The sequence below is a fragment of the Flavobacterium sp. JP2137 genome (assembly GCF_050562195.1).
GTDB lineage: Bacteria > Bacteroidota > Bacteroidia > Flavobacteriales > Flavobacteriaceae > Flavobacterium.
Window position 1 is genome coordinate 1,269,312 of record NZ_CP191647.1, and the last position, 15,200, is coordinate 1,284,511.

The window sequence follows — 15,200 nt, forward strand, 5'->3', positions numbered from 1 at the left end:
CCTAAGGCGCGCAGTGTTTAAAAAATAAGGGGAAACAGCAGGTGAACCATAATCAATCCTCCGACAAAAAAACCGATAACGGCATAAAGCGAGGGAAGTTGAAAATTGCTCAAACCCGAAATGGCGTGTCCCGAAGTACAGCCTCCCGCATAGCGCGACCCAAAGCCCACAAGCAGTCCCGCTACGAGCAACAGCAATAGATTCTTAGGTGATTGGAAGGTTTCCGGTCCAAATAATTCGGTGGGGATATACGTTTTTCCCGCACTTTCAAAGCCCAAATTATGCAGTTTTACAAGGGTGGTTTCCGCTAGGGGAACCGCCGCGTCTGCCGTACTCAAAAAGTGAAACGCAATAAAGCCTCCGGCTATGGTACCGACCAAAAACAGCAGGTTCCAAGACTGAGCCTTCCAGTCAAAGCAAAAGAAATCGCAGCTCTTACCCGCACCGGCCATCGCGCAAATCGTGCGTAAATTTGAGGAAAATCCAAAGGATTTGCCCAAATACAACAGGGCAACCATCGTAATGGCAATCATCGGGCCTCCTATATACCAAGGCCAGGGTTCTAATATCGCATGCATAGTTTTAAATTTATCAAACAAAGGAACGCATAAATATAAACTCGTACAGTAACATTTGCTACAAAGCCATTTAAAATCGACTGTGTAACAATTGTTACTGCCATTGCACTTCAAAGCACTTAGTTTTGAAAAACGTATTTAAAGTCCGTTTTTATTCGGATATTGATTCAAAAAAACAACGATGAGAAACCTATTTCTAATGAGTATCTTCCTGATGCTAGTCGGCTCGGCGCAAGCGCAGCAAAACAAAACCACCCATCGCGTGGTTTTTCAGATGAGCAGTGGCGAAGCTGCCGAGCAAAAGGGATTGATAAACAACGTGAACAACTTGCTCAGCCTCTGGGAAAACGACGTGGTCATACACGTGGTTATCCACGGTCCGGGCATCGCTCTGGTGCAAACCGACAAAACCGCCTTTAAAGCAGAGATCCATCAATTGGTCGATCGTGGCGTGGTGTTTCAAGTGTGTGAAAACACCCTAAAGCAAAAGGAAATCGACAAGGCTAGCATCATTGAAAGAATGGAATACATACCGTCGGGAATCGCAGAGATTGTGCTGCGACAAGAACAGGGGTGGAGTTATATTAAAAGTAATTTTTAGAACGATAAAATGAAAGACCGTAGGAGTTTTATAAAAGCAATGGGCGTTGTGGGCTTGGGAACCGCAGTAATGCCAGCACTTGGATTTGCCAAGGCCCAAGACGAGAAGCAGGCGGCAAATGCAGCGGAAGCGGCTTTGTTGGCCGAGGAAGGCGTGGAGAAAGTCAGTGTTTTTCAAACCACCGACGTACACTGCCAACTGCATCCCCACGACGAACTGTTTTGGGAAAACGACGCGGCGGTTTATCGAAAAACCGGGGGTTATGCCTACCTCGCAGCCCTGCTAAACGATTTGAGGGCGGCAAATCCCAACAATTTTACCGTCGATACCGGCGATATGTTTCAGGGCAGTGAATTGGCGGTGCACACCTCGGGCAAGGCCTTTGTGCCCATTTTAAATCAGTTGCAATACAACCTGTTTTTACCGGGAAACTGGGAGGTGGTGTACGGCAAAAAGAATATGCAACAACTGATGGGCGCTTTGAATGCACCCAAAATATGCAGCAATATGTACCACGATTTGGGTGCGGGCAACAAGGGAGAACTCATTTTTCAGCCCTATCACATCTGGCATACGGCCGGTATAAAAATCGGATTTTTGGGCTATACCGATCCCTTGGTGCCCCTGCGCCAATCGCCGATGTACAGCGCGGGCATTCGCTATACCGAACCCTCTGAAAACCTGGCGCATTACGTAGACGTATTGCGCAATCAAGAGCAATGTGCCTATGTTATTATCATAGCACATCTGGGATTGTCTCAACAAATCGCCTTGGCAAATCATCCCGCATGTCAGGGCGTCGATTATATCTTTGGTGGCGATACCCACGAACGGGTGCGCAAGCCCATCGTGTGTACCTACGCCAAAGTGGTGGAGCCCGGTGCCTTTGGGTCCTTTATCGGCAAGCTCGATTTGTATGTAAAAGACGGCAAGGTCATTCGCGACACTTACGAGTTGTTGGAGGTCACGGCCTCCAAAATTACACCCGATGCTGCGGTGGCGAACTTGGTCGCTCAGGTGGAACAACCCTATACTGCCGATATCAATCGCATAGTCGGGTACAGCACCCTGCCTTTGTATCGCTATTTCGTCGTGGAAAACCCGATCGATACCTTGGTGTTGCAGGCCTTACACGCCAAACATCCCGAGGTAGACGTAGTGCTGTCCAACGGCTTTCGATTCTGTCCGCCCAACGTAACGCGCGACCATACCGGAAATATTCCCATAACCAACGGATTTATATACGATATGCTGCCGGTAGACTCGACGATTCGCATCGGGAAGGTGTCCGGCTTGCAGATTCGCAATTGGCTGGAAAAGGAACTCAACAACGTTTTCGCTCAAGAAGCGGCGCACCGATTTGGCGGCTGGGTAGTTAAGTTTAAAGGTATGGAAGTCACCTTCGAAGCCTTTGCCACCCACGGACAGCGCGTCAAGAGCATACAAATAGGCGGAAAGCCCCTAGAAGAGCAGCAAACCTATCGGATTTTGGCCTGCGAGCGAGAAGGAGATCCCGACGATATGCTGTGCCGAATGAAAAACGTACGCGAAGCGTTTAACACCGAGTCTACCTTACACGATGCGATGTTGGCCTATCTAAAAACCCATAGTCCGGTAACGCCTACACCGCCCAAAGCAGCGGTGATTCTAGACGCGCCAGACACCCTTTTGTCTCAGGTAACCGGTGTGGATTATACCTTTGTATAGCCTGCATTTACGACGGATACCAATAAAAGGACAGCGCGGTGAACCGCAAGCGATCGACTTCTGCGGCAATCCCCATCGACAATGCGGCAACAGCCGTTTTCGATGGGGATGATTCGTTTGCAAGCGGCCGTGTAAAAAGCCGCGCTTCCCCCTGTAATTGCGTTTAAAAACTCCCGATATTTTTTAGATTGTTCTGCGATTTGCCTTAACTTTGATAGGCAAATTAAAAGCATAGGCAAGTCATGAAAATAAAAGTGTCGGATTTTTGTAAAATAGTGTCTGCTAAAACCTTAGCAGGAGTTGCCGAAATCGTCTTTACCCACGTATCCATCGATAGCCGGTCTTTACAGAACAACGAGCACAGCTTGTTTTTTGCCTTAGACGGTGCCCACCACGATGCCCATCAATTTATAGGAGATTTGATTCAAAAGGGGGTGCGCAATTTTGTCGTGTCCAAAGAGCCGTTAGTGGCGCCTGAGGGCGTGCATTTTTTTAGGGTCGACAATACCCTGATAGCCTTTCAGAAATTCGCCGCCTATTACCGCGCACAATTCGATTTTCCCGTTATAGGAATTACGGGTAGCAGGGGTAAAACCGTGGTCAAGGAGTGGTTGAATTTCTTGCTCAATCCCGATCACAACGTGATTAAAAGTCCGAAGAGTTATAACTCTCAGGTCGGGGTTCCCCTATCGGTTTTAGGCATCGATCACAAACACAATTTCGGCATTTTTGAAGCGGGGATATCTACGGTTAACGAAATGGAAACTCTACAAACCATCATACAACCCACCCTGGGTATACTCACCGCGATCGGCAGCGATCACGACGAGGGCTTTGAGAATCTCACGGAAAAAATCACCGAAAAACTTCGACTCTTTAAAGGGGTGTCGAAATTGATACTCGAAGAAGATGCCGCCGTGCTACAACACTTGAAAAATCGCAGTCTGTTATATACCTGGAGTTTTATACAGCCCACAGCCGATGTGTTTTTTATACACAAACAGTCGGGGCAATTGACCGTCAACTATGGCGACCGCGCTTTTGAGGTGGATATTCCCTTTGAAGAGCCAGCGGATTTGGCCAACATCGCCACGTGCATCACGACCTTGTTGTGGTTAGAATATTCCGAAGCGCTGATTGCGCAACGGCTGTCAAAATTGTATCGCGTCGAAATGCGCTTGCAGGTAAAAAACGGCATTCACCAATGCACGCTGATCGACGACAGTTACAGCTCCGATTTTCAATCGCTAAAAATCGCATTGGATTTTTTGGAGAAACACAAAACGCATACCGATAAAACCGTAATCCTCTCCGATGTTTTTCAAAGCGGCCTGCCCGAAGTGGAATTGTATCGGCAAGTAGGGGCATTGCTGCAATCCAATAAAATCAATCGCATTATCGGAATCGGCCCCGCAATTTCCAAACAACTCCAAGGCTTAAAGAATTTTTATGGCTACAGCAGCACCGATGCCTTTTTGCAAAAGTTCGCCGCCGATGAGTTTCAACAAGAGACGATCCTGGTCAAAGGAGCCCGCGGTTTTCAATTTCAAAAAATATGCAGTCTGCTCGAGGAAAAAACCCACGAGACCGTTTTGGAAATCAATTTGAATGCCGTTCGGCACAACCTGAATTTCTACCGCTCCAAATTGCGACCATCCACCAAAGTCATGGTTATGGTCAAGGCCTTTGGCTATGGCAATGGAAGTTTTGAAATCGCCAAGTTGTTGGCTCATGATAAGATCGACTATTTGGGCGTGGCCTTTGCCGACGAGGGCATTGCCCTGCGAAAAGCGGGGATACAATTGCCCATCATCGTGATGAATCCGGAAATCAGCGCCTTTTCGGCCATGATCGCCTATGATTTGGAACCGGAAATTTATTCGATACGGGAGTTAAAGGCCTTTTTGCAGTTTGCACAAGAGAAAAATGCCTATCAGTATCCCATACACATCAAGTTGGATACGGGTATGCACCGCTTGGGTTTTGAAGACCACAACCTCGACGAGTTGATCGCAGTGTTAAAACCGACCAATGTCTTGGAGGTCAAAACGATTTTTTCTCATCTCTCGTCCAGTGATATGGCCGAGTACCGCGCATTTACCCTCGATCAGATTGCGCTGTTTGTACAGCAGTGCAGTCGATTGACCGAGGCATTGGAGATCGATCCAATCCGACATATACTAAACACTTCGGGCATTTACCACTTTCCCGAGCACCAACTGGAGATGGTGCGCCTGGGCATTGGTTTGTACGGCGTGGGCAACGATGTGGAAGAGACCAAGCAATTGGCGCACGTGAGTACCTTGCGCACGGTGATCTTGCAACTGCGCCGTGTTTCCGATGGCGAGAGTGTGGGATACGCGCGCAGGTTCCGCTCGAAGGGCGTGACCAAAATCGCGACGATTCCCATTGGATATGCCGATGGAATTCCGCGCGCTTGGGGCAATGAAAAAGGTTACGTATATATTAAGGAGTGCAAAGCGACGATCGTCGGGTCGATTTGCATGGATATGATGATGGTAGACGTGTCGGGGATTGAATGTGAAGAAGGCGATTCGGTAATCGTCTTTGGGCCGGAAATCCCTGTTACAGAAGTAGCTAGGCAATTGAATACCATACCCTACGAAATCATGACTAGTATTTCGCAAAGGGTTAAACGCATTTTCTATGAAGAATAAAATTTTTTAAGAAATTGTTTAGTATTGAAATGGAAATTTATTATTTTAGCGTAAATTTAAATACAAAAAGGTATGGGATTCATAAAGGAGTTTAAAGAGTTTGCTGTTAAAGGAAATGTAATGGACTTGGCAGTAGGGGTAATTATTGGAGGTGCATTTGGGAAAATTATCGACAGTGTTGTTAATGATTTGATAATGCCTTTAGTATCTGGAATTATCGGTACTCCGGATTTCAGCAATATCTATTATGTATTAAAGGGTACTGTTCCGGACGGAGCTCCGTTAAAGGATGCTAGAGGTGTAGAAGGCGCTGTAATTTTTGCTTATGGAAACTTTATCACGGTATTGATCAGCTTTTTGTTGTTGGCTTTGGTGGTTTTTTTCTTGGTAAAGGGAATTAATCAGCTCAAGAAAAAGGAAGAAGTGGTACCAGCAGCTCCAGCAGGGCCGTCGCAAGAACAGTTGTTGGCGGAGATTCGCGATTTGCTAAAAAAATAAAATTATATATATCGATTTAAAAAAACCTGTCCACTGGACGGGTTTTTTTTATTTTTAGGAGATTTAAAAGGATTTTTCGTGGTAAAAGCTGGTTAAAAAGGAATTTTTTAACGGCATTTTGGGCGGAACTAACAGCGCTGTCTGCGCACCTAAAAAAGGCTGGGAGCGCTTTTGATTGTTAAGATTTAACTTTCCTATAATAGAAAAAAACTATAAAAAAAAATAACACAAAATTAGCATATATGGATTTTTTGTTATTTGTTTGTTAAACAATTTAAAAATAATAAAACATGAGGAAAATTGTACTCAATTTCTTTCTAGTGTTGTTGACCCTTTTGACTGTTCAAGAGGCGTATTCACAGGGAAGAAAGGTTACAGGTAAGGTTGTTTCAGCGGGAGATGGGTTGTCTCTTCCAGGAGCAAGCGTTCTAATTAAAGGCACCCAAGAAGGTGTTAGTACTGATTCAGACGGTAATTATTCGATTGCTGTTAAGGACGGAAATGCTATTTTAGTGTTTGAATATATGGGGCACAAAACCTCTGAAGTCAAATTACAAGGTAGAAGTGTAGTAAATGTTAAGCTGACAGAATTGTCAGAAGAACTAGACGGGATTACTATTAGTACAGGTTACCAGAGTATGACTAAAAGAGAAGTTACTGGTGCTGTAAGTAGAATTTCCGAAAAAGAATTGAAAGTTGAAGGAGTGGTTGACGTAAGTAGAATGATTGAGGGTAAAGCTGCTGGGGTAACGGTACAAAACGTTACAGGTACTTTTGGTGCTGCTCCTAAAATCACCGTACGTGGTGCTTCTTCTATTTTTGGAGATACCAAACCTTTATGGGTTATTGACGGTATCGTTCAAGAGGATATCATCAACGTGAGTTTCGAAGATTTAGCTTCTGGTAACTCGGAAACTTTATTGAGTTCATCTATTGCTGGATTGAATAGTAGTGATGTTTTGAGCATTGACATCTTAAAAGATGCTGCTGCTACTTCTATCTACGGTTCAAGAGCGATGAATGGAGTTGTGGTTATTACAACTAAAAGCGGTAGAAGAGAGTCTCCATTGACAATTAGCTACTCAGCGGAAAACACGGTAAGAGTGGTTCCAAGCTATTCGCAATATGACATTCTTAACTCACAAGAGACCATGTCTGTTTTGGGTGAATTAAACAATAAAGGACATTTGGATTACCCTTCATTGGTTCAAGGACGTTACGGAGGGGTTTATAACATGATGTACAGGGGTATTAACAACTACAATCCGGAAACAGATGGGTACCGTGTTGAGAATACCGATCCTAGAAAGAATGAATTCCTTAGACAATACGAAAAGGCTAACACAGATTGGTTTAAAGTATTGTTCAGACCTTCAATTACTCAGAATCACTCTTTGAGTTTTTCTGGAGGGGGTAAAAACAGTGCATATTTTGCATCGTTAGGATATTATGCTGATCCGGGATGGACTTTGGCTGACCAAGTACACCGTGTTACGGCGAATTTAAAGAATACGTTTTTCGTAAACGATAAATTGACTGTTACCGTTTCTGGTATGGCATCGGTACGTGATCAAAAAGCACCGGGAAGTTATGATAGTAAAAAAGATTTAGTAGGTGGAGGTTCTTCACGTGAGTTTGATATTAACCCATTTAGCTATGCGTTAAACACAAGTAGAACGTTGCGTCCTTATGACGAAAACGGAAACTTGGAATACAACAGAATGAACTGGGCTCCATTTAATATCTTAAATGAAATCGATAACAACTATATGGATGTAGATGTTAAAGAGATCAAGTTGCAATTGGATATCGATTACAAAATCAATCCATATTTGACTTATAACTTAAGTGGTTCGGCTCGTTATGCCGATACGAAACGTGTTCATAATGTATTGGAAAAATCAAATATCGTAGGTGCTTACAATGCGAATTTAACTACGATTGAAAGAGACGATAACATTTTCTTGTTTAGAGATCCTAATGATGCAGGAGCGCCACCAGTTGTAGTGCTTCCAAATGGAGGTATTAGAACGACTATCCTTAACGATATGACTTCTTTTAACTTGAGAAACAGTTTAACGTATAAGCGTGCATTTAACGATGTTCATGAAATTGATGGATTCTTCGGTGCTGAAATGCGTACGGTAAACAGAAATAGCGAAGACTATACCGCGTATGGTGTTCAGTACGGTAAGGGATTGACTGCTTTTACAGATGCTAGAGCTATTGAAAAATTGCTTGAAACTGGAGGTAGTTATTTTGGTTTGGCTGAAGAAAGAGAGCGTACAGTGGCCTTCTTCGGTAAAGTAGGTTATACTTACGACAGAAGATATACCGTGTCTTTGACAGGTCGTTATGACGGTTCAAACAGACAGGGAAACAGTACTGCTTCTAGATGGTTGCCAACTTATACAGTAAGTGGTAAATGGAATGCATCTGAGGAGAAATTCCTACAGGATTCAGAAACAATTAGTAACTTGAGCTTAAGAGGTTCTTACGGATTAACAGCTACTGCTGGTCCTGCAACAAACTCTTTAGCGATTTATAGAAGTGCGATTACCGATCGTTCCCTAAGTGGATTAAGAGAAAACTCTTTGTTGATTTCGGAACTTCAAAATGCTGATTTAACTTGGGAAAAACAATACGAAACCAACATTGGTTTAGATTTAGGTTTGTTCAACAACAGACTTCAAGTGGTAACGGACGTTTACCAAAGAAAAGCATTTGACTTGATCGATTACGTAGTAACTTCAGGTGTTGGTGGTCAAAAAGTTAAAATGGGTAATAATGCAGATATGGATACTAAAGGTATCGAACTTGCTATTACTACAGTGAACGTTAAGAATGATGATTTTAGCTGGAGTACAACTTTGAATGCTTCTTATTTTGATCAACAAATTAAGAGTATCCAAAATACGCCAAATGCTTATGACTTGGTAAACGGTTATGGAGGAAATATCGTAGGACGTCCTAGAAACGCACTATACTCTTACCAATTTACAGGTTTGAACAAAGAGGGTTTACCTACTTTTATTCAAGCAGATGGACAAACGGATGACGTAGCTGGTGCTAATTTCCAAGACACAGAAGGTGTTGAAGGTTATTTGAAATACGAAGGTGGTTTAGAACCAAACAAATCTTTGGGTTTCTCTAACACTTTTACCTATAAAAACTGGTCGATGAATATTTTCGTAGTAGCTTCAGGTGGAAATAAAGTAAGATTGAATCCTTCTTTCTCTTCTAGATATTCAGATTTGGATGTATTCACAAAAGATATTTCTGACCGTTGGTTAATTCCAGGAGATGAAAATCGTACAAATATTCCTACAATTGCTGATATTAGCCAGTTAGGAAATTACGGAGAAGAGAAATTAAACATCGCGTACAATACTTACAACTATTCAGATGTAAGAGTTGCAGATGGTGGTTTTGTTAGATTGAAAAACGTATCTATAGGATATGAATTCCCAGATCATTTTAAAAAGAGTGTAGGTTTTAGTGCTTTCTCACTTAAATTGATGGCCACTAACCCATTGTTGATTTATTCAGATAAAAAACTTAACGGACAAGATCCAGAGTTTTATAGATCAGGTGGTGTTGCTATGCCAATCACGAGTCAGTATACATTAACTTTAAATGTAGGATTTTAATTAAGTAAATTATGAAAAGAATAAAGATATTAGCGTGTTTCTTAATTTTAGGCGCTTCTGTATCTAGTTGTGATGACTTTTTGTCTGAAGTTCCTGATAACAGAACCCAATTGGATAACGAAGAGAAGATTGCTGAATTATTGGTTAATGCGTACCCAGCTGGAACTTATGCTAGTTTTGCAGAAACCATGAGTGATAACGCTTTTGACAGTGAGAAGTTTTCTTTGACAGGAGTGATCAATACTCAGAATTTCGAGTGGGATGTTGTAGATAGCCAGGAAATGGATACCCCTTCAGCTTATTGGGTAGCGGCTTATAATGCTATTGCTCATGCCAATACCGCATTAGAAGCTATCGATAAATTGGGTGGAGCCACTACAAGTAAATTGAAAGCATCCAGAGGTGAGGCTTTAGTAGCTAGAGCTTATGCACACTTTATGTTGGTGAACTTATGGTCTAAAACCTATAACCCAGCGACTGCGGATACGGATTTAGGTATTCCTTATGTAGATAAAGTGGAAACGGAAATGCTAGCTGAGTACAAAAGAGGTACTGTGGCAGAGGTATATGCAAGAATTGAACAAGATCTAACAGAGGGTTTGACCCTAGTTGGAGACGATTATAAACAACCAAAATACCACTTTAACGTTGGTGCTGCTAAGGCTTTTGCCGCGCGTTTCTATCTTTTCAAAGGAGAATGGGAAAAAGTAATCGAAATGACCGATCATTTAGGATCTGCTCCAACAGGTAAGATCAGAGATTATAAAAGCTTGATTACCCTTACTGATGAGGAGAGTTATTTGCGTTACATCAGTGCGGCATCTCCTACGAATTTGTTGATTTCAACGGTTCCAAGTAGATTCTTTAGAGATCAGTATTCAAACAGATATTGCTTTACTTCTGAAGCGAGTACCGATCTATATGGTAGAAAGAGTAGTCCTTACGGAAAATCGTGGGCCTATAACGTGGTTTCTTTTACGAATAACACAGCTACTTTTATCAATAATATTGATGAGTACTTTAAAGTTACAAACGCAAATGCCGGTACAGGTAATGCTTTTGTTACGATGATTTTATTTAGTAACGATGAATTGTTCTTGAATAGAGTCGAAGCGCATGTCATGTTGAATCAAATGGATATAGCCATGAAAGAAATGGACTTTTTCTTAGCTACTAGAACGGTAAATTCAGGACTAGCTGACAAGATTACTATGGCAAAATTGAAAACGCTTTACGAAGGGCTTTCTCAAGATACCTACACACCTTTCTATTCCTTGTCAGAGGATCAATCTTACATGATACAACTCCTTACCGATGCGAGAAGAAGAGATTTCTACGTAACTGGTTTAAGATGGTTAGACGTGAGACGTTTTAATGTGGAAGTGACGCATAGAGCTATTAACAAAGCCCCGATGATTTTGACTAAGGATGACCCTAGAAGACAAGTTCAAGTGCCGCTTTTCGCAAGTGATAGAGGAATTGAAAAAAACCCGAGATAACATTAAATAATTGATACTATGAAATTAATAAGTTTTTTAAAGACAACAACTTTTATAGCTTCTTTTGTTCTTGTTGCTACAAGTTGTTCAAAAGAAGATTCCCTTGGGGAAAGCAGATTGAGTTTGGAGGAAGCGCCAAAAACGGAGCTTGATCAATGGATAGATGCAAACTATAGAATACCTTACAATATTAGAGCGACCTATAAATGGGATCAAGCGATGGGGAATTACGACAAATTGTTGTATCCACCTAAACTTGAAAGCGTTAAGCCAGCTCTAGAAATGGTTAAGAAAATCTGGTTAGATACGTATACGGAAGTGGGTGGAGCGAGTTTTGTCAAAAAAATATCGCCCAGAGAACTTCATATCGTAGGTAGTTATAATGTGAACAACAACGGTACCATCGTTTTGGGTGAAGCTGGAAGTGGTGCTAGAATTACTTTGTTCAATGCCGATTTTGTTGATCGTTCTAAATTGGATGATATTAGACAATTCGTTCATACGATTCATCATGAGTATGTGCATATCTTAAATCAAACAAAACCTTATGACAAACAAGCTTGGTCTACCATTACTCCAGGTAAGTATACGTCTACTTGGTATTTGATAACCGATGTAACGGAATCGCACGAATTAGGATTTGTTACGAATTACGCGCGTTTAAATGTTGATGAGGATATTGCAGAAACGGCTTCTTATATTTTGATGCATACTAAAGTAGAGTATGAAACATTTATGGCTGGTCTTAGCGTGACTGCTCGTGCATTGGTGCAACGAAAAGTGGATATTGTCGTGGAGTACTATAAAAGTGCCTTTGATATGGACTTTTTCGAATTACGCGATGTGGCTGAAAGAAACACTATAGATGCTATTAGCAATTAATGGGTTAATTCTTTCTTTTAAATTTTAAAAAAATAATAATATATGAGTTTTTATAATATAAAAAAGGGACTTTGTTTTTTGTTGGTTGCTGGTAGTTTCTTGGCATGTGACAATAAAGATAATGATTCTGTTTTCGAAAAAAATCCTACGGAGCGTATCGCTGAACGTAAGAAGGAGTTGGCAGATGCGCTTAAATCCTCCGAATTCGGATGGAAAGTAGTGTACTATACAGATAATTCATCTTTTGGTGGATTCACTTTTCTTTTTAACTTCATCGATGACGTTAATGTAGTGACGGCATCTGATTTTTCAGATGAAGATATTACACCGGAAACAGGTGAATACGGTATTGATTTAAGAGCAACGGTTTCTTTGGTATTTACAACCAAAAACAAAATTCACGTGCTTGCAGATTCTTACAATTCGCCATTGAGCTCTGGTCAAGGCTACAAAGGGGATGTCCAGTTTGGTTACTACGGAAGAGATAATGAAGATATTGTTTTTCAAACGGTAAAATCAAGAAAGGAATTCCGTATGGTAAAAGCCACAGCAGAAGACTGGGCTAATCTAGGTAAGAATCGCATTATGGGGCAGAACATGTCTAAAAGCGACAAGCCGTTGTTTAGAAGCCTTGAAATTACTACTGGTGGTACTATGAATGGTTATGAACTTAACTACAGTGGTACAACTCGTTTTGCTCAAGTAGAAAGTGCCGTTTTAGCACCGATTAATGAGGAGAATGGTTTCGGCGTTTCTTTTACAAACACGGGTATTAAAATCAATCCAGCCGTTGTTGTTGGTGACGTAGTAATTGATACGTTTGACTATAATGCAGCTAATGAAGAGTTTGTCTCTGTAAATTCAGGCGATGTACGTGCGGTAATTAAGTATTTGACAAGACCTTTTCAACAAACAGACGATTATAAGGTTTTCTTAAAATCTAGTGCTGTTGGTTTTATCGGTGAGTACCTTTCTGGTGCAGCGGGTAACTCAGATTTATTCAAAAAATTATTGAATGATCTTTTTGCAGCACAGCCTGCTAATTACATCGATAGAATTGAGATCGGATTTAGAGGGCCAACGGCAAATAGTACAATTACGTATAGTTTCTTAGGTGGAATGGCGTCAGTGACGCACACCGTAAGAGTTACCGAAGGGCCTCTTGGAAACTTGAAGTTCACTCACGTTAGCTGGAGTTCTAATACAATGCCTGACCAAATTCGCGAAATCGATGGATATTTAATGGATCCTAATGGTGTTTTTGCTAAGAAAGAGAAATATAAAGTAGGCGCGCCTAACGTTATTTATACTTTTAGTGCAGCGGGTACACCGTTTAAAATGACAACTTATATTTTTAATTAGTCAGTACAACTATAAATGGTAAAATTAAAAGGGCGCGAAAGCGCCCTTTTGTTGTTTTAAAAAGGGATAGTACAGCCATTAGCAGTAGTGTGCGCGCGCTGTTTATATAAGAAACTCCCAGTTTGGATAGGTGTAAAAAAAGGGCTGTCTCTCGTTGGAGAAAACAGCCCTTTTCTTGCTTAAAAACGGATTGTCTCAGCAATTATCCGAGGCGAATCAATTCCTTATTTTATAAATATATTTTAAAAAATAAAGGGGCTGTCCTTTTGAGATAGCCCCTTACTATTATTCGTATAGTTACTAGTATCTGTAGTATTCCGGTTTATACGGTCCTTCTGGAGTTACACCGATATAAGCGGCTTGGTCGTCGGATAATACATCCAATTCCACACCGATTTTACTCAGGTGCAAACGAGCCACTTTCTCATCCAAATGCTTGGGAAGCATATACACGTCGTTTTCGTAATCCGCACTGTTTTTCCACAATTCAATTTGAGCCAAAGTTTGGTTGGTAAAGGAGTTGGACATCACGAATGAAGGGTGTCCTGTAGCGCAACCTAGGTTTACTAAGCGACCTTCTGCCAAAATGATGACATCGGTACCGTTAATGGTATATTTGTCCACCTGTGGCTTGATTTCCACTTTAGAAGCCCCGTGATTGGCGTTTAACCAAGCGATGTCGATTTCGTTGTCGAAATGCCCGATATTACACACTACGGTTTTGTCTTTCATCTTTTCAAAATGACGTCCTACTACGATGTCTTTGTTTCCGGTAGTCGTGATCACGATGTCTGCATTGGCAATCACGTTGTCTAGTTTTTTTACTTCAAAACCATCCATCGCCGCTTGTAGCGCACAGATGGGGTCGATTTCCGTAATGGTTACTATAGAACCCGCTCCGCGGAACGAGGCTGCAGTACCTTTACCCACATCGCCATATCCGCAAACCACAACGCGTTTTCCTGCTAACATCAAATCCGTTGCACGACGAATCGCATCTACAGCCGATTCCTTACAGCCGTATTTGTTGTCGAACTTGGATTTGGTCACCGAGTCGTTTACGTTGATCGCCGGCATCGGTAAAGTGCCGTTTTTAACCCTTTCGTACAAACGGTGAACACCGGTAGTGGTTTCTTCCGAAAGCCCTTTAATACCAGCAACCAGTTCGGGATAACGATCGATGACCATATTGGTCAAATCGCCACCATCGTCCAAAATCATGTTCAACGGCTTGCGGTCCTCTCCAAAGAAAAGGGTTTGCTCGATACACCAGTCAAAATCAACTTCGTTTAGACCTTTCCAAGCGTAAACCTGAATGCCCGCCTCAGCGATAGCCGCGGCTGCCTGATCTTGAGTGGAGAATATATTACAAGAACTCCAAGTTACTTCGGCACCTAGAGCTACTAAAGTTTCGATTAAAACAGCAGTTTGAATAGTCATGTGTAAACAACCCGCAATTCTTGCTCCTTTTAACGGTTGTTCGTTGTGGTATTCTTGTCTAAGAGCCATTAGTCCGGGCATCTCTGCCTCGGCCAATTCAATTTCTTTTCTTCCCCAAGAAGCCAAAGAAATGTCTTTTACTTTGTATGCCACAAACGGCGGTATTTTTGTGCTCATCTGTTGTATATTTGTATTTACAAAATTTTTATACAAAGTTACGGAATTCCTTTTTAAAAAGAGAAGGGCGAATCTTAATTCAACGTTAACGCATTTTGGGCTGTATGCCAAGTTGCCATTTTAAAATC

Annotated in this window: 10 protein-coding genes; 8 read left to right on the plus strand and 2 right to left on the minus strand. The window is 41.8% G+C overall.

The features are described from left to right. Window positions 1-17: 17 nt before the first annotated feature. Complete coding sequence (locus tag ACQZ43_RS05530) at window positions 18-578, minus strand: YeeE/YedE family protein (protein ID WP_430614962.1); 561 nt, start codon at window positions 576-578, stop codon at window positions 18-20. A gap of 181 nt (window positions 579-759) precedes the next feature. Between ACQZ43_RS05530 and ACQZ43_RS05535 the strand changes: the two genes are divergently transcribed. The 8 genes from ACQZ43_RS05535 (at window position 760) to ACQZ43_RS05570 (ending at window position 13,455) form a co-directional block, all read left to right on the plus strand. After that, window positions 760-1,179, plus strand: a complete 420-nt coding sequence (locus ACQZ43_RS05535; protein WP_430614963.1) for a DsrE family protein — start codon at window positions 760-762, stop codon at window positions 1,177-1,179. 9 nt (window positions 1,180-1,188) lie between these two features. Next, window positions 1,189-2,886, plus strand: coding sequence for a bifunctional metallophosphatase/5'-nucleotidase (locus ACQZ43_RS05540; protein WP_430614964.1), 1,698 nt, complete (start codon window positions 1,189-1,191; stop codon window positions 2,884-2,886). A gap of 242 nt (window positions 2,887-3,128) precedes the next feature. Continuing rightward, on the plus strand, window positions 3,129-5,564 hold the full coding sequence (locus ACQZ43_RS05545) for a bifunctional UDP-N-acetylmuramoyl-tripeptide:D-alanyl-D-alanine ligase/alanine racemase (RefSeq protein ID WP_430614965.1): 2,436 nt from the start codon (window positions 3,129-3,131) through the stop codon (window positions 5,562-5,564). Window positions 5,565-5,636: 72 nt separating this feature from the next. Continuing rightward, complete coding sequence (gene mscL / locus ACQZ43_RS05550) at window positions 5,637-6,062, plus strand: large conductance mechanosensitive channel protein MscL (RefSeq protein WP_430614966.1); 426 nt, start codon at window positions 5,637-5,639, stop codon at window positions 6,060-6,062. Window positions 6,063-6,352: 290 nt separating this feature from the next. Beyond that, entirely contained in the window at window positions 6,353-9,712 is a 3,360-nt protein-coding gene (locus ACQZ43_RS05555; RefSeq protein ID WP_430614967.1) for a SusC/RagA family TonB-linked outer membrane protein, read from the plus strand. Window positions 9,713-9,723: 11 nt separating this feature from the next. Beyond that, entirely contained in the window at window positions 9,724-11,211 is a 1,488-nt protein-coding gene (locus ACQZ43_RS05560; protein ID WP_430614968.1) for a RagB/SusD family nutrient uptake outer membrane protein, read from the plus strand. Between the two features lie 18 nt (window positions 11,212-11,229). Next, the gene (locus ACQZ43_RS05565; protein ID WP_430614969.1) at window positions 11,230-12,093 is read left to right on the plus strand and encodes a substrate import-associated zinc metallohydrolase lipoprotein; all 864 of its coding nucleotides are present in this window, start codon (window positions 11,230-11,232) and stop codon (window positions 12,091-12,093) included. A 42-nt stretch (window positions 12,094-12,135) separates the two neighbouring features. Next, the gene (locus ACQZ43_RS05570) at window positions 12,136-13,455 is read left to right on the plus strand and encodes a DUF4302 domain-containing protein (RefSeq protein WP_430614970.1); all 1,320 of its coding nucleotides are present in this window, start codon (window positions 12,136-12,138) and stop codon (window positions 13,453-13,455) included. Window positions 13,456-13,755: 300 nt separating this feature from the next. Here the strand turns inward: ACQZ43_RS05570 and ahcY are convergent, their stop codons facing one another. After that, window positions 13,756-15,072, minus strand: a complete 1,317-nt coding sequence (gene ahcY / locus ACQZ43_RS05575; protein ID WP_430614971.1) for an adenosylhomocysteinase — start codon at window positions 15,070-15,072, stop codon at window positions 13,756-13,758. Window positions 15,073-15,200 lie beyond the last annotated feature (128 nt).

Excerpts from the sequence above, each read along its gene's own strand:
- ACQZ43_RS05530 (WP_430614962.1), bottom strand. The coding sequence starts at position 578 with ATGCATGCGATATTAGAACCCTGGCCTTGGTATATAGGAGGCCCGATG.
- ACQZ43_RS05535 (WP_430614963.1), top strand. The coding sequence starts at position 760 with ATGAGAAACCTATTTCTAATGAGTATCTTCCTGATGCTAGTCGGCTCG.
- ACQZ43_RS05540 (WP_430614964.1), top strand. The coding sequence starts at position 1,189 with ATGAAAGACCGTAGGAGTTTTATAAAAGCAATGGGCGTTGTGGGCTTG.
- ACQZ43_RS05545 (WP_430614965.1), top strand. The coding sequence starts at position 3,129 with ATGAAAATAAAAGTGTCGGATTTTTGTAAAATAGTGTCTGCTAAAACC.
- mscL (WP_430614966.1), top strand. The coding sequence starts at position 5,637 with ATGGGATTCATAAAGGAGTTTAAAGAGTTTGCTGTTAAAGGAAATGTA.
- ACQZ43_RS05555 (WP_430614967.1), top strand. The coding sequence starts at position 6,353 with ATGAGGAAAATTGTACTCAATTTCTTTCTAGTGTTGTTGACCCTTTTG.
- ACQZ43_RS05560 (WP_430614968.1), top strand. The coding sequence starts at position 9,724 with ATGAAAAGAATAAAGATATTAGCGTGTTTCTTAATTTTAGGCGCTTCT.
- ACQZ43_RS05565 (WP_430614969.1), top strand. The coding sequence starts at position 11,230 with ATGAAATTAATAAGTTTTTTAAAGACAACAACTTTTATAGCTTCTTTT.
- ACQZ43_RS05570 (WP_430614970.1), top strand. The coding sequence starts at position 12,136 with ATGAGTTTTTATAATATAAAAAAGGGACTTTGTTTTTTGTTGGTTGCT.
- ahcY (WP_430614971.1), bottom strand. The coding sequence starts at position 15,072 with ATGAGCACAAAAATACCGCCGTTTGTGGCATACAAAGTAAAAGACATT.